Here is a 14,877-nt window from a genome sequence, read left to right as displayed (position 1 = left end):
CCGTTTTCATGGTTTCGCCTTTTCGGGTGAATGGGTGTTCATGTGTTCAATATCCTGTTGAGCCGGTAGGCGAGTAAAGCAGGGTGTGAAGTCGTGGCCGCTTAGTGGTTACGTAACTTCACCTGTCCTGCCCACAACTAACATGATATTCTTACGCCATAAAAAGAGACATACACCTGCAAATCTAGCGCGAACCTCGCGACAACCTTGAACGAACCTTCGATACATCTGGTTGCGACACACCCAGCCCGCTCTCATAGCTCCTCTGTTGAGTGTGTCCCGTCCGGGGCAACATATCTTGACTATCCGATTTTGTTCCATCTCGTTCCTAAGCGGCCCGAAGAATGAAAAGGAACGAGTTAGGACTGAGTTTATACCCGTGCTTTCTCACATGCTCTCTATTCCTGAGCCATACGGTGCTAGTTTTTGGTGTGTTGGAGAAGGTGAGACTAGGTGCTGCCCCGGTATCCTATGCTTTCACACCATCGTATCAAATCATTATGCGACATTCCGGCAGCTGAAACCGGTTCTGCATTAAAGAAATTACTTTGAGAATTAAGTTCGCTGTCATTTTGGCACTTAGAAAGAAACGCCCGTTTTCTGCGGGCTAGGGCATCTTTAAGCTGTTGTGTGTAATGGGCGGCAGCAGCACGTGCCTGCTCCAATGGCTTAATGATCAGACGATACCGATTAACACCGTTACAGATGCGCCCTGATACCCTTTGACGTTGTCGCGTCCGTTCGACTATGCCTAGCCGGTAAGCAGTCTCTAAGGCCCGTATAACGGTTCTGACGCTACATCCTGCACGGGATGCAATGCTTTCGTGCGACGGAAAGAGGCCACGGTGTCCCTGAAAGCTGGCGAGTGCCTGCAATACAAGGTGCGTTTTACCTGTGATCCGACGAGATTGTGTGAGTGCCCAAAGAGTAGAAGCGAAAGAGGTCACAACCAAAGCCCTTAAAATATGGGCGAGGCTTCCTCTCTCCTGCTGACTAAGGCTTGAAACCGACTTCGGTTATCCTTACAATATCAGCATTGGACGCAACGGGTGTTCCACCACCTCTTGCATCAAGTCCACCTCGCCGGGGTAAACAGCGAGTTTTGAGGGGGATGGCCTTGCCGGGCTGTCCCCTTCGTCATTTCAGGCACTATGTATCTTGGAATCTGAGTCTGGCAAGGGCCATCATGTGCCAACAAGCACACGCTCAACCGCCTGCGGTTCTCGATCAATCAGAATCAGCTACGTGCTGGCAGCCTTTTCTGGCATTTGGCGCTTCTGTTCTCAGTCACGTACAGCGGCGGCACCCAACCCATACAGCGCAGCAAAACGCACTTGGCTAAGCCCGGTTCGCTTCTGAATATCAGCAACCTTGATTTCAGGAGGCGTCCAGCTACGACCAGGCTTTACAGTCTCTTCGGCAATACCTTACAGCCTGCACCCATGAAAATGCTCAGAACTTCATAGCCCCTTGTTGTCACATTTGAACTCTCTTGGAAAAACGACCATGCAATACACCATGATTCCGGTCTGTCCCAAAAAGGCTCAGTCTTCGTTTGTAAGTTGTTTGCGACAGCGATGGCTATCTGCTCCCGTTACAATCCGTGAAACCGTTCCAGCACTAATTCCATAGCTTTGGGCAATCACTTTTAGTGTTTCTCCGTTTTGACGCCGGCGTATTATTTCATGATTTGCGCAAATACCTGGAGACATTATTTTTCTAACAATTTTTATTTCGTTGTTGTGTTTTTCGTTTGCGTTATGTAAACGAAAATGAGACTTTCACGGAAGCGAAAGCTGATTTCAGTTTTTGCGCAAATCAGGATTAATAAGATGGCCAATACTTATCTATGGACTGGTGCGAAAAATACGGATTGGAACAATCCAGATAATTGGAATGTTGTTATAGGAACAAACGTTACTACACAGACTGGTGTTCCTGGTGCCAACGATAATATTCTTATCATGAGTGGCAATTCACTGAATCAGGCAGGCTATACATATCATGGTGATGCAAACGCCATGAATAACGCCGTCAAGAATATGACGCCTACTCTCAGTGGCAATACCCCAATCACAGTTGCAAACGTGACAATTGGTGGGAACGGTGGCCCTGCAACACTGATAACGGGTAGTACATCGTTCACGGTTACGGGTACATTAGAGGATCCGCAAAGCGCAGGTATCCCGAATGCTCAGGGTGGTAATTATAACCTGCAAGGAACGAATATTCACATTGTTCACCTTGAATGGGGCACAGGCGGCAACGTTTCCTATGGGACATCTCAAAACCCGGCCAAGATCACGGTCGATTGGATGAGTGGCGCTGGTCAAAACGACAATGGCAACCAGTCAACGATCACTGTTACCCAAGGATATGATCTTGATTCCAGAAGACAGTCTGCTTTTCGTAATGGTGTGAATGGTAATAACAACTGGAAAATAATTTATGGTCCAGACGCTAAAGGTTACACACCTGGTCAGGCATGTTTTCTGTCTGGCAGCATGATTCGCACGGCGGACGGAGATGTTGCGGTAGAAGACGTTCGGATTGGCAATCAGGTTGTTGCATTTGACTGGCAAAACAACCAGGACGTTACGCGCTCAGTCGTCTGGGTTGGCAAAGCACGTGCGACAGTGCGTCCTGACCTTCCCGATGATGAAGCTGGCTGGCCTGTGCGTATCCTTAAAGACGCCATTGCCGATGGCGTTCCTTACAAGGACATGCTGATTACTGCCGAACATTGCTTGTTCTTCAGAGACCGTTTTGTCCCCGTTCGTATGCTGGTCAATGGTGTGTCTATCTTCTATGACAAGTCCATTACTTCTTACGATTACTATCACGTAGAAACAGAACAGCATTCTGTCATCACCGCTGATGGCATGCTCACAGAAAGCTATCTTGATACCGGGAACCGTTCATCCTTCCGTCAGGAAGGCAAAATCGCAACTCTGCGCGGAGCGGTAAAGAACTGGGCCGATGATGCCGGTGCGCCATTGGGCGTGGAACGCTCCTTTGTAGAACCGCTCTTCCGGGCTCTGCAATGGCGTGAAAACAGTGTTGTGGGCACCAAGATCTCGACGACAAAAATCGAAACGACAACGGATCCTGACCTACATCTTATCACTCAGACAGGCGCTGTGATCCGTCCCATGCGTAAGACCGCGCATCACTACAGCTTCATGCTACCACCAAATACAGAGTCTGTGCGGATCGTCTCGCGTTCTACCCGTCCATCAGACGTGATTGGCCCGTTTGTCGATGATCGTCGCTATATGGGCGTGGCCGTAGCAGATGTGCAGCTTCAATGTGCCAAACAGCAGTTCGATATTACTTCTCACCTTCAGGACGAAAAACCTGCGGGTTGGCATGATACCGATTGGACGGACTGCGCATGGACTAATGGGAATGCTGAACTCCCGTTAGGTGATCACCTGACACATGGGAAAATGGGTATTCTCTCCATGACTATTCGTGCCGCAGGCCCCTATCTGCTGAACACAAAGCCAAACTCTGATATAAAAAAACGTTCTGCTTAATCTCGGTTAACCCGGACAAATAATGTTGGGGCTTTCCCTTTGCCGGGAAAGCCCTTTCCTTATGAAAACTTATTTCTCATCAAATACTACTGTACATCCGGCTTCACCGTAATCACACAAGCCTTCGGGTGTCCGGACTGAGTCGCCGCGATCCGACAGTCCCTGATTTGCGGCATATTGTCCTGCACCAGCCGATCCTCCCACATAAAGCTGTTCCATTGCTCAGGTCGTGCATCCCGCATCATCGCATATCCGGAATCCCACCGATCCTGGCCCCCAACAATGAACGAAGCCACACGCTCATCAAAATTCTTCCAGGTGATGTGATTAAACAGAAGCGGTGCGATCCCCACCCCAAATAGAAAAGCCATAATTCCGATAAAAGTCAGATAAAACCATTGATCCCGCCGATTGTTTGCCTGACCAATAATCGACGCCAGCACCTGCCGCTCTTTCCGGACCTCTCCGATCGCCTTTTCGAAGACCCCTTCAAGTCTCCGGCTGGCGGCCAGTCCTTCCTCCCGTATCCCCTGCCCATACGCCTGGGGCGTCATTTTCAGCGTCGGGCTGGCCTCAATCGCCTTCATATGCGTCCCGACCGCATTCATGGCTTTCACGACACGGGCCAGATCCTCCGTGTAATCTGGCGGCCGGTTGTCCCGCCATGCCTGGGGCAATGCTTCCACACTGCGCCGGAGCACTGTCATTTCAGCGCACAGATCCTCAAAGGCACGAGCTGCCGGATCCGTCTCGCTCATGACGCTTCTCCTTCAGTAATGAAACCGGCACTGGGCAACCTCAATCCGCTGATCCTCTCCCGCGCGCCCCTGAACCCGGTAGACCAGACGATGTTCTCCCGTAATCCGGCGAGACCACCACCCGGAAAGCTGCCCCTTCAATGGTTCCGGCTTACCCAGCCCTTGAAACGGATGCCGCCTTACATCGTCGATCAGGGTATTGATCTTCTCAAGAACCGCAGTGTCTGACTGAAACCAGGAAAGATAATCCTCCCAGCCATTTTCATGAAAAAAGACCTTCACACCAACGGTTCACCCTTGCTGCTTCAAAAGATCACGCTCGGTCGCTACCCCGTGCTCGATGTCACGAATGCTCCCCAACAGCCTCTCCGCGTTGCGTGGGCTGCTCAGGAGATGCACGGTTTCCTGCCAGCCGGAGAATTCTTCTTCCGACATCAGCACGACACTGCCTTTCCCGGTCTTGCGGGTCACGACAATCGGCGCGCGGCTGTTCACGGCTTCATCCAGATAATGCGCGAGGTTCTGGCGCAGGTCGGTATAGGAAACACAGGTCATGATCGATCCTCCACCTTCACTATAACGTACAGTTTTCTGTACGTCTTCTTTTTTACATCCCCATATCCATACCGCGCGACCTGGAGCGTGAGAGGGCCTGCTCCCGCTGATGGGGATGCAACCCGTGATCGAGCGTCGATCCCTTCCTAATACCCAGCTCGCGGCTTTTCTCCCGCAGGATGGACTCAAGCTGCGCATCCCGCTTCAATTCCTTGAGCGCCACACCCTGCTGCTCGCGGCTCAGCCCGTCCCAGGTCTTCACAAACCGCGCCGCCCGCAGATCCGGACTCTTCCGCACCCTGTCCTCATGCTCCAGCCCCTCGACCAGTTTGCGCGCCCGTGCCGGACCTTCCAGACCATACAGCGCCTGCCGGATCTCCGGCTGATGCTTCAGCGCCGCCCGCAGATCCGCCTCACCGCCACGCCGGACCCGCTCCAGATCCCGCCCGGCTTCAAAAAGCGCCTTCTTTTGGTGCTCCAGCACCGGCAGCTCCTGCCGCACCATGCGCTCGGCATCCACCCAGGCCCGCGCATACCGCTCCACCGCCTGCTGAAGCGGATCACCACCCGGCACAAACCCGTCCAGCCCGGCCGGCACCTGCTCACGCTGCACACGGGGCAGCCTCAAACCCGCAAAGAGAGAGGCGGGAGCCTCACGCTCAATCCCACTTTCCCCCTTACCGGCCCCGGCATCCATCCCGGCCGACACGTCTTTTTCCGCCGTGCGACGCCCCGGCCGCACGGACAGGTCCAGCCCATCGAACATCCCGCGTTTCTGCTGTGCCGGTGCCGGCTCTGGCGTACTGACAGCTTCGGTCTGCCTGTCCTTCTGGGGGCCAGAGGCGGCCTTCTCACGCTCCACCACGATCTTGCTCTCGGGGACATACAGTCCGCGCCGCCGCGCGAACCCGGTATCCCGATCCCGGACATGCGGGTAATCCAGCGTGGTATCCTTCAGCCGCTCGCGTGACAGCCGCCGCACCAGCCCGTCCCGGTCGCCCACATCATCACGACCCCAATGGACAGACACGCTCTCCCGATGCCGCGACAGCGCCACATAGGCCCCGTGCCGGTCCAGGCTCCCCGTCGCCAGCACATGCGCCCGGTCCACCGTCACACCCTGCGATTTGTGGATGGTGGCCGCATAACCATGATCCAGCGCGTCATACTCCGCCACCGACACGGACACGACCCGGCCACGCCCGACACCCTCCTTCCCATCGAGCTGCACCGACAGCACGAGATCCCCGGCCTCGGCCGATCCCTCGATGCCCCGCACCGTGCCTAGCGTGCCGTTCTTTACCCCCAGCTCCCGGTCATTACGCAGGAAGTAGACCCGCTCCCCGTCCGCAAACACCCGCTCGCCCTGGGCGGTTGGCACCAGCACGTCGTCACCCAGCTCACCCGCCTCCCGCCGGATGGCGCGTGCCGCCTCGTTCAGTGCCCGCACATCGACACGCCGGTGCGCCAGCATGATCTGACTGTCCTCTGGCGCGGCCTGACGGGCTTCATCCCACCCGGCCACCACCCCGCCCCGCGCCTCTTCCAGCGTGTCATGCCCGCGCACCAGGCCAGTCGCCTCATAGCGTCCCAGCGCCTGCTCTGTCCGCCCGGTCGCCAACTCCTTCGTGGCCGCCTGCTGCCAGCCTTCACGCTGCCGGCGTACGGTGGTGATTTCCACCGACCCGACCCGCTCGGCCACCGCCCGGAACGCACCACCCGCCTCGATCGCCTGCAACTGCTCGGGATCGCCCACCAGCACCACCTTGGCCCCGGCTTCGCGGGCGACAGACAGAACCCGCTCCATCTGCCGTGACCCCACCATGCCGGCCTCGTCCACCACCAGCACGTCCCCGCGCTCCAGCAGGTCGAACCCACGACCCCACGCCCGCTCCAGGGACGCCAGCGTCCGGCTCTCAATCCCGGACCCCGCTTCCAGCCCTTCCGCCGCGATCCCCGACAGCGCCGCCCCGCGCACCCGGTACCCGGCCTCTTCCCATGCCGCACGGGCCACACCCAGCATGGTGCTCTTCCCTGTCCCGGCATACCCGACCACCACGGACAGGTCGCGGGACTTCGTGAGCTCGCCCACCGCCAGCGCCTGCTCGTCCCCAAGACCGGAATGCTGCATCGCTGCCCGACGCACCGCCAGCGGCACCGCATGCCCCTGGGACAGCCCCATCGCGAGCGACGCTTCTTCCAGACGCTGCTCGACCTCGATCATCGCGCGCGTGGAGAACCGCTCCCGCCCGTGCCCGTCTTTCCCGAGCGCGACCAGCTCCGGACATGCCTCCACCCGAACCATGACGGCCGTAAACTGTTCAGCATCCACCGTCTGCCGGTCCACGAACCGCGCCAGATCCTGCCGGGTAAACGTGCTCTGCTGCCGGGTCAGCGCCTCCAGCGCCACATGCGGCTCGGCCAGCAACCTTTCCCCATTGCGTCGCGCGATCTCCAGATGATCAGCGACCCGTTCCGCATCCTCGCCCCGCTCTTCCCGGCGCATCCCGGCCGGACCAATCTTGTTCTGCGGCTCAAGGTCGATCCCCTGTGCCGCGAACGACCGATGATCGATCCGCACATCAAGGTCCAGTTCGGCTAGCCGTTCATTGGCAAGTGACGCCCAGCGCTCCCGCCATGTCAGCAGGAGTTCTTTGTCATTCCACGACCGCTCTTTTGCACCAAACCCGTTCTCATCGACAGACCGCGTGGACAGCATCACATGCGCATGGGGTTTCGCCTGTCCGTCCTCACCCATATCCCAATGCACGTTCAGATCGGCCACCATGCCGCGTTCCACGAACTGCTCCCGCACGAAATCCCGTGCCAGTGCGATCCCCTGCGCCTGGGTCATTTCGCGCGGGATCGAAAACTCCACCTCGCGGGCGAGCTGGGCATCTTTGCGCTTCTCGATCACCTCGACCTCATTCCATAGGGTCGCACGGTCGAGAAACCGTTCCGGCGCTCCATCGGGCAGCAGGATCTCGGAATACACCACACCGCTCTTGTTGGAAAAGTCATGGTCGCGATCCAGCCGCACATCATGCAGGCGGGATGCGGCGCGATAGGCTGCCGCCGCCACGGCGCTGCGGCCGGTAGTGCGACTGATGACCTTTGCATGTAGGTGATAGATCGCCATGGATGCGATCCTATCACACCATTTAAGCGCACGTCACGCAGTGACGTATAAGCGCGCACTTATATTTTATTGCTCCACAAAGATTGATCATTCTAGATGAGTGACGCGGTTCTCGCCTGTGTGATAGAGTATGCCACAGACCAGCAGGACAGGGGACCGGAAATGCGCAGGCCACGGGACATTGATTCGGAACTGAAGGCGCTTCAGGAAAAGGCGAAGCAGCTCAAAGCGCAAAGAACCATCCAGTTCGGTGAACTGGTCGAGGCGACGGGAGCCGATACCCTGTCGATCGAGGCGCTGGCCGGTGTGCTGCTTGCGGCTGTCGAACAGGAGGATGGAAAACCCGAAGCCGTCGCGAGGTGGACCGAATGGGGAGCGGCGTTCTTTCAGGCAGGCGGAAAAAAGGGCAGCCGGAAAGGAACCGGAAACGATCAGAACGGATCTACTAGCGCTTGAAAAACGGATCAGGAAGCAGACAGCCCTGATCCATCGCCATCAGGCACGAAAGGCACGCACTGACATGCGCGACTGGGCGAAGGCACGACGGGAACGCACCCATCATCTGATCGAACTGGGCGGCCTGGTCCAGAAGGCGGGACTGGTCGATCTGACCGATGATGACCGTGCCACCCTGCTCGGAGCCTTCCTGGATATTGCGGGGCAGCTTCGGGGCAGCAATGTGACCACCCCAGACGACCTGAAAACACGCTGGAAGCGCGCGGGGCTTCATGCCTTCGATGCCGAAAAAGAGCATGTGAAAAAGAAAGAACAGGAGACATCCTCATGAAACAACTGTCGCTGATTTTCATGGCCCTGACGCTCCTTCTTTTACCGGCTTCAGGCTTTGCCCGGAACACAGGAGACTGGCTGCCTCAGTCTGGGGTTAAATCGCCCTATAGTCCTCTGGCCGTTCCAACAGTGCTGAATCCAGTCCCGGACTCTCTGGCGAGCCTGTTGAACAAAGACTACCGGATTACGACTACAGCGGATTATGAAGGCTCAGGAGCCCTTTTCACGCTGACCCGGCAGAAACAGACCGTGCTCTGCGTTCTGACGGCCCCGACGCCGGGAACAGATCAGAATGTCCCGACATCACGCTGCTGGTCGCTGAATGAACCCACGTCAGAGGAAGTGAAAAAGTAAAGGATGAAGAGGCAGCCTGAGAAACATCTGCAAGAGATGTCAGACATCCTTCAGACGGCTTCGACCGGACCAGGATAAGCCTTTACCAGCGGATCATGGGTCAGCAGAAGCAATCCTTCCACCGTGGCCTGTGCCACAAGGATCCGGTCAAAGGGATCCCGATGCACATCTGGTAGTTGTCCCACTGCCAGAGCGTGCTGGCTGGTGATCGGTAACTCCTCATAGCCGTTTTCGATCAGACCGCGTCGCAGCAGGTGGGGGTCGACCTGAAAATCTGCCCGGCCCAGTCCGGTCTTGATGGTGATCTCCCAGAGACTGGCCGCACTGAAGACCAGAACATTGTCCTGATCTTCCATCAGGGTTTTCGCCCGGGCTGACAGCTTGTCAGGCTCTCCGGCTGCCCAAAGCAGCAGATGGGTATCCAGAAGGAGCCTCATGCCGGACCGTCGAACAGAGACACAATATCGTCCTGTCCCATGCGATCAAAATCTTCGGGCACCCGGATTTTTCCAGCAAGAAACCCCAGACGCCGTTGCTGTAACTCTTCAGGAGCCGTAATCGGGCTGACCCGCACCATCGGTCGGCCAGCTTTGGCAATGATGAAGCTTTCCCCTTTCATGGCCGCGTCAATCAGCCGGGACAGATGGGTCTTGGCTTCGTGGATGTTAACTGTGCGCATGGCGAAAGCCCCTGAGTTTACCCAATAAAGACTTAGTCATATTAGTCTGGTCTATCAAGGCAAATATCGCCAGGACCACCTCACGAAACGAAAAAAGCATGCCCATCGCGTTCCTCGCTACCGTCATACCCTTTCGGATACGACATTGGCGGCGAGGAACATCGCATAGCCCTGTTCATCCATCTGACCTCCTGCCAGCGCGAGAACCGCATTTGCTGCATCTTCCTGGGCTGCCGTGAAACGATAGCCGTTCAGTTCCAGAAACAGCACACCGAGCACAAAGCCAGTACGTTTGTTTCCATCGATGAAGGGATGGTTTTTGACGATACCCGCCGTATAGACGGCCGCCAGATGCACTGGATCCAGCGGATCCGCATAGGCCGCATGCTGCTGTGGCCGGGCAAGCGCGGTTTTCAGAAGACCTGCATCCCTTACGCCGGAAGCGCCGCCATGCGCGCCCAACAGCCGGTCATGCAGGATCAGGGCTTCGCGTTCGTCTATCCAGACGAAAGCTGTCATTGGGCCAGAACATGCAGCGTATCACGGTAACGCCGCATAATATCCTCAGCCTTTGTCATTTTGGTTTCAAAGTCAGGATCATAGGGTACGAGCCGATAGCCGCCGTCTGGTGCTTCGGTCAGATACAGGGGCGCGCCATCCTGGGTGTTCAGCCGTGAGATCACTTCCTTGGGCAGCACCACCCCAAGTGAGTTGCCAAATTTTCGCACTTTCAGCTCGACCATGGTGAATCCCCTCAATGTTATTACCAATGTAATAACTCTTTCCGGTTTCTGCAACCATCATGCTTATCGGCATCAAGGCGAGGCCAGTGAAGGCCATTACCCAATGGGGTGATCTTGGCCAGATCATTTAGAGAAGCGTTCTGGAAGGCCGTGCAGAGCCCACTACCCGTTACAGACCCATAATACAGCTACGACGCCTGATAACGTCTGTACGGCCTTCCAGTGGCGTCTGGCGGTCATGTTGCGACACGTGAGTTGCTGAATGATCGTCTGAACTCTGCTGTGCCTTGAGCAGATTACGGTCTTGCCCGGTTCTTCTGATGTTACAGGCGTCGGGCGAGCGCGGAGCTGGAGCCCCGTAGGGCGCCAGAGGCGCCGACGCGGGAGAGAGAGGTGGCTATTGGCGAGACGATGGTTGCATCGTCAGATTATGATTTCGCGCCGTAGGCGTGTCCGTTTAGCGCAGGCCCAAAGGGCCGAGCAGGGGGATGCCGGGTGGGAGATCGCGCTATGCGCGATCGGGGCGGCCGTAGGCCGCGAGCCGGCGGGGGTGTAACCCCCAAGAGGCGGTGCTTGGGTTTAATTTAGCTGGAAATTTTTAAGCGATAAAAAGTTATCCACAGCCTTAGAGTGTTTAATAAGTGTTTAAGTAGTGTTACGGTTTTTCAGAGTCAGAATAACACATTGAATAATAACGGTTTTATTGAATGATTCCATCGTCTTGTGAATCCACTATGACGATAAACTGAATCCACTATGACGATAAACTGAATCCACTATGACGATAGCAAACATGCGTAATTGAAATGACGATAAGATCAAACTGAATCTAATATGACGATAATTGGCTTGTGTATGTGAAGTGACGATAGTAGCTATCTGTAATTGAAATGACGATAGAATCTTCTCCTTCCTTGTTCGACATTGCGCCTTCCCCGGCTATGGAAGGTGAGGATCGCACACCCCTCCTGCCAGTCCGCCATCCAAATCAGGACCTATTCATCTGTGACGTGCTGGATGCCATTCCCAAAGATGATATGGCGTCAATGGAGCATCCTGTTTTTTCGCTCTCGACCAAGCCTGACACTCGGATGCGACGCTATGAACACAATGGGAATATCATAGAGATCATCCCGTCTGGCAAAGGGCTGGCAACGATCCATGACAAGGATATCCTAATCTACTGCATCTCTCAGCTCGTTGCGAAAATGAATCACGGCGAACAACCAAGCCGAACACTCCGCCTTCAAGCTTATGACATGCTGGTCGCTACCAATCGTCAAACCAGCGGAGCAGGCTATAGACTACTGACCGACGCGTTGACGCGCTTGCGCGGAACAACCGTGCGAACCAACATTCAAACAGGCGGCATTGAAGAGACGCGAATTTTCGGTTTGATCGAAGAAGCTAGAATCACCCGTAAGACGTTCGATGGCCGAATGCTTGATCTCGAAATCACTCTGTCAGAGTGGGTCTATCGTTCAGTCATCAGCAAGAACGTCCTAACACTTCACCGAGACTATTTCCGACTTCGTAAACCATTTGAACGACGCATGTACGAACTAGCCCGCAAACACTGCGGTATGAAAGATGAATGGAAGATCGGATTAGAACTGCTGCAAAAAAAATGTGGCTCAAATAGCCCGCTTCGCGTCTTTCGATCCTTGGTTAAGAAAGTTTGTGCGCATGACACCAGCCATGCTCATTTTCCTGACTATGCCATCACAATGGCCGACGACATCATTCTATTTCGCAACCGTTTGAGCCTTAAAACAAAGGCCGATGTTATTGTCCCTGTCAGGGATGCCCCCTACATTGATCCCGAAACCATGCATGACGCTAAAACCGTTGCGCCAGGATATGACATTTATGCTCTCCATGACGAATGGGTTTCATGGTGGCACGACATGGGGAAACCCGAGCTTAAAAGCCCTGCCGGTGCCTTTATTGGCTTTTGCAAAAAACGGCACGAACGCAGCCCAATGCGCTGATTCTAGTGCATGCTGGCATGTGTACATGCCGGCATGTCTACCCACCTACTTGCCTACAGGACTTTCTCCCATCTTGCGTAGCCAGTCGTTAAACGCGTCGGCCATCGCGTCCTGTAAACTCATTCCATGCTTTCTGGCGGTCATATGCATGGCAAATGACATTTCCGGGCTAAAATAGCCAGTCATGGCTTTTTTGCCTTGACGGCTCGGCGCAACCGGCTTGCTGTCTGTGGCAGCAACCTTGCTTTCTGATGTGGCTACAGCCGATGATATTGCGGAATCACGATCCCGCAACGACAGTAGAGACCCCTTCCGGCTCATGCACTAGCTCTCCGCTTTCTCGATGATTGCATGTTTACATGCTTGCATGTCCACTTGTAAAGCAGTCTTACCTCATCAGACGCCTTGCCTTTTGGCTCTATTTCCATTGCAGTTTTCCCTTCCGCCGCCGCATGACGAAAAACTGCACGATCAGCGATAATATGTGGACATGCGTTTAGCCCGTAGCTTTCTACGAGTTGTGTGGCCTCCTCATACATACGCGGAGCAGTCGGACTTCCCGCTGTAAAAACGACAAAGGCTGGTTTGCCACGCATTTTTATAAGGCTGGCAGTAGTTTTGATCGCTGCCAGATCGAATGCACTCGGCCGACATGGAATTAACACTAAATCGGCGACTTCAACGGCAGCACTAGCCGCACTATCAGCGTGAGGCGGAGTATCAATCACGATGAACTCAGCGCCCTGACTCATTGCCTGTTCGATCTTAGCCGCGAGGCGTGGCGGAGCACTGTCAATCACAACCGGCGGAGCATCCTTACGCCATGCCGCCCATTGGCTCGCGGTTGCCTGTGGGTCCACATCAATCACCAATGCCGTATGGCCAGTATCCTCAGCAGCAGCAGCCAGATGCAAAGCCAGAGTGGTTTTTCCAGCCCCACCCTTCTGACTGATAATCGCTATTGTTGGCATGTGAACGTCCTTACATGACCGCATGTTTGCATGCAGTCATACGCGATAACCTACTAGACCGGCAATAGAGAACGACAGAAAGCAACCCATATTCAACGGCCGATAAACTCACCTTTCCCTATGCACAATGGCAGCAACAGTGTTCTTGCTGATTCCCAGATCGCGGGCGATCCACCGATAACTCCGCTTTTCAGCCACCAGCGCCAGAACCTTCGGAGCCAGACGATCAGACTTCGGCCGCTCTCCTTTCTGTCGGCCGAGAACCTTCCCTCGCGCCTTGGCCGCGGCCAGACCGGACTTCACCCGCTCGCTGATCAGATCCCGCTCGAACTCAGCAATCCCGGCCAGAACCGTCGCCAGCATTCGTCCATGTGGTGTTGCCAGGTCGAACGTCATTCCCGTTATGGCGATCAGGGAAACACGATAGCTCTCCAGCTCCTGAAGCGTGGAGATGAGATCAATGGTCGAACGCCCCCAGCGGGACAGCTCCGTCACCAGGATGGCATCAATTTCACGGGCCTGGGCCAGTGCCATGACCTTTCGACGCTCGGCCCGATCCACCCGGACGCCAGAGCCGGTCTCCATGAAAACGTCCAGCACTTCATATCCCGCGCGTTCAGCAAACCGCTTCAACTCGTCCCTCTGGCGCGCGCAGGACTGATCGGCCGTGGAAACCCGGCAATAGATGACCGCGCGCTGTCCCATTTGAACCCTCCCGGAAAAACCACCATGCAGCCCTTGATACACCGTGGCTCCGACATGTCCCAATCTGACTATAGTCTAATTGGGGCAAACTTTTTCCGTTCATTCCGAAAAATAAAAGGCTCAGTCTTCGTTTTTGAGTTGTTTGCGACAGCGATGACTATCTGCTCCCGTTACAATCCGTGAAACCGTTCCAGCACTAATTCCATAACTTTGGGCAATCACCTTCAGTGTTTCTCCGTTTTGACGCCGACGTATTATTTCATGCCGATGTGCTTGTGTAATCACCGCAGGACGGCCCATTTTCACACCTCGCCGCGTTGCACGTAATCGTCCTTCCGCAGTGCGCGTTCTGATCAAGTCCCGCTTAACATCAGCAAGACCACCCAATACAGCCAGCATCAGACGACCAGTGCTTGTCATGGTATCAGCCCACGGTTCCGCTATGGAGCAAAACTGTGCTCCTTTCTGGGTGATTTCCTTAACGATTCCAAACAGATCAAACGTGCTCCGCGCCAGACGATCAATGCGGGTGACAACAACAATCTCGCCTTTTGACAGACCTTTCAGGAGTTTCTGAAGTTGGATGCGCTCTGCATCAGCACCACTGGCTTTTTCGGGGTCACGACACGAAAGTGTATTTTACGTACGCTTAGG

At 55.3% G+C, this 14,877-nt stretch carries 17 protein-coding genes and 2 pseudogenes; 5 read left to right on the top strand and 14 right to left on the bottom strand.

All coding sequences use genetic code 11. The features are described 5' to 3' along the window. Window positions 1-449 precede the first annotated feature (449 nt). The gene (locus AD944_RS16235) at window positions 450-947 is read right to left on the bottom strand and encodes a helix-turn-helix domain-containing protein (RefSeq protein ID WP_082741330.1); all 498 of its coding nucleotides are present in this window, start codon (window positions 945-947) and stop codon (window positions 450-452) included. An 885-nt stretch (window positions 948-1,832) separates the two neighbouring features. On the opposite strand from AD944_RS16235, the gene AD944_RS02935 reads away from it, so the two are divergent. Further along, window positions 1,833-3,539, top strand: a complete 1,707-nt coding sequence (locus AD944_RS02935; RefSeq protein ID WP_045543373.1) for a Hint domain-containing protein — start codon at window positions 1,833-1,835, stop codon at window positions 3,537-3,539. An 86-nt stretch (window positions 3,540-3,625) separates the two neighbouring features. On the opposite strand, the gene AD944_RS02930 is transcribed toward AD944_RS02935, so the two are convergent. From AD944_RS02930 to traA, 4 genes are read right to left on the bottom strand one after another with little or no spacing between them, the layout of a single operon-like run. Then, window positions 3,626-4,297 carry a DUF6118 family protein gene (locus tag AD944_RS02930; protein ID WP_045543372.1) on the bottom strand — a complete coding sequence of 224 codons (672 nt, stop codon included), beginning with the start codon at window positions 4,295-4,297 and terminating at the stop codon, window positions 3,626-3,628. A 12-nt stretch (window positions 4,298-4,309) separates the two neighbouring features. Continuing rightward, window positions 4,310-4,579, bottom strand: coding sequence for a Txe/YoeB family addiction module toxin (locus AD944_RS02925; RefSeq protein ID WP_045543371.1), 270 nt, complete (start codon window positions 4,577-4,579; stop codon window positions 4,310-4,312). Between the two features lie 9 nt (window positions 4,580-4,588). Then, window positions 4,589-4,852, bottom strand: a complete 264-nt coding sequence (locus AD944_RS02920; protein WP_045543370.1) for a type II toxin-antitoxin system Phd/YefM family antitoxin — start codon at window positions 4,850-4,852, stop codon at window positions 4,589-4,591. A 52-nt stretch (window positions 4,853-4,904) separates the two neighbouring features. After that, window positions 4,905-7,991, bottom strand: coding sequence for a Ti-type conjugative transfer relaxase TraA (gene traA / locus AD944_RS02915; RefSeq protein ID WP_045543369.1), 3,087 nt, complete (start codon window positions 7,989-7,991; stop codon window positions 4,905-4,907). 96 nt (window positions 7,992-8,087) lie between these two features. On the opposite strand from traA, the gene AD944_RS02910 reads away from it, so the two are divergent. From AD944_RS02910 to AD944_RS02900, 3 genes are all read left to right on the top strand, one after another. After that, complete coding sequence (locus tag AD944_RS02910; RefSeq protein ID WP_082741328.1) at window positions 8,088-8,447, top strand: conjugal transfer protein TraD; 360 nt, start codon at window positions 8,088-8,090, stop codon at window positions 8,445-8,447. Window positions 8,448-8,511: 64 nt separating this feature from the next. Next, window positions 8,512-8,778 carry a conjugal transfer protein TraD gene (locus AD944_RS02905; RefSeq protein ID WP_045543368.1) on the top strand — a complete coding sequence of 89 codons (267 nt, stop codon included), beginning with the start codon at window positions 8,512-8,514 and terminating at the stop codon, window positions 8,776-8,778. Continuing rightward, window positions 8,775-9,134: a hypothetical protein gene (locus AD944_RS02900; protein ID WP_045543367.1), complete on the top strand. Its 360-nt coding sequence runs from the start codon at window positions 8,775-8,777 to the stop codon at window positions 9,132-9,134. The genes AD944_RS02905 and AD944_RS02900 overlap by 4 nt, the downstream gene beginning before the upstream one ends. Window positions 9,135-9,184: 50 nt before the next feature. Here the strand turns inward: AD944_RS02900 and AD944_RS02895 are convergent, their stop codons facing one another. From AD944_RS02895 to AD944_RS17765, 5 genes and pseudogenes are all read right to left on the bottom strand, one after another. Then, on the bottom strand, window positions 9,185-9,571 hold the full coding sequence (locus tag AD944_RS02895; RefSeq protein ID WP_045543366.1) for a type II toxin-antitoxin system VapC family toxin: 387 nt from the start codon (window positions 9,569-9,571) through the stop codon (window positions 9,185-9,187). After that, window positions 9,568-9,813 carry a type II toxin-antitoxin system Phd/YefM family antitoxin gene (locus AD944_RS02890; RefSeq protein WP_006560453.1) on the bottom strand — a complete coding sequence of 82 codons (246 nt, stop codon included), beginning with the start codon at window positions 9,811-9,813 and terminating at the stop codon, window positions 9,568-9,570. Before AD944_RS02890 ends, AD944_RS02895 begins: the two co-directional genes overlap by 4 nt. 123 nt (window positions 9,814-9,936) lie before the next feature. Continuing rightward, window positions 9,937-10,332 carry a type II toxin-antitoxin system death-on-curing family toxin gene (locus AD944_RS02885; protein WP_045543365.1) on the bottom strand — a complete coding sequence of 132 codons (396 nt, stop codon included), beginning with the start codon at window positions 10,330-10,332 and terminating at the stop codon, window positions 9,937-9,939. After that, complete coding sequence (locus AD944_RS02880) at window positions 10,329-10,556, bottom strand: AbrB/MazE/SpoVT family DNA-binding domain-containing protein (protein WP_019088712.1); 228 nt, start codon at window positions 10,554-10,556, stop codon at window positions 10,329-10,331. Before AD944_RS02880 ends, AD944_RS02885 begins: the two co-directional genes overlap by 4 nt. Before the next feature lie 65 nt (window positions 10,557-10,621). Continuing rightward, window positions 10,622-10,693, bottom strand: a pseudogene (locus tag AD944_RS17765) (DUF2442 domain-containing protein); the annotation flags it as partial. Window positions 10,694-11,446: 753 nt separating this feature from the next. On the opposite strand from AD944_RS17765, the gene AD944_RS02875 reads away from it, so the two are divergent. Continuing rightward, window positions 11,447-12,547, top strand: a complete 1,101-nt coding sequence (locus AD944_RS02875) for a replication initiator protein A (RefSeq protein WP_045543364.1) — start codon at window positions 11,447-11,449, stop codon at window positions 12,545-12,547. Between the two features lie 45 nt (window positions 12,548-12,592). On the opposite strand, the gene AD944_RS02870 is transcribed toward AD944_RS02875, so the two are convergent. The 4 genes and pseudogenes from AD944_RS02870 to AD944_RS16225 all read right to left on the bottom strand — a co-directional run. After that, complete coding sequence (locus tag AD944_RS02870) at window positions 12,593-12,868, bottom strand: ribbon-helix-helix domain-containing protein (protein WP_045543363.1); 276 nt, start codon at window positions 12,866-12,868, stop codon at window positions 12,593-12,595. Then, on the bottom strand, window positions 12,865-13,518 hold the full coding sequence (gene parA / locus AD944_RS02865) for a ParA family partition ATPase (RefSeq protein ID WP_045543362.1): 654 nt from the start codon (window positions 13,516-13,518) through the stop codon (window positions 12,865-12,867). Before parA ends, AD944_RS02870 begins: the two co-directional genes overlap by 4 nt. A 108-nt stretch (window positions 13,519-13,626) precedes the next feature. Then, a complete protein-coding gene (locus AD944_RS02860) occupies window positions 13,627-14,223 on the bottom strand; it encodes a recombinase family protein (protein WP_045543361.1) in 597 nt (198 codons plus the stop codon). A 120-nt stretch (window positions 14,224-14,343) separates the two neighbouring features. Then, a pseudogene (locus AD944_RS16225) lies at window positions 14,344-14,838 on the bottom strand (recombinase family protein); the annotation flags it as partial. Between the last annotated feature and the right edge of the window lie 39 nt (window positions 14,839-14,877).

Source organism: Acetobacter tropicalis (genome assembly GCF_001580915.1).
Taxonomy (GTDB): Bacteria; Pseudomonadota; Alphaproteobacteria; order Acetobacterales; family Acetobacteraceae; genus Acetobacter; species Acetobacter tropicalis.
This window is presented reverse-complemented; position numbering and strand designations above follow the sequence as displayed.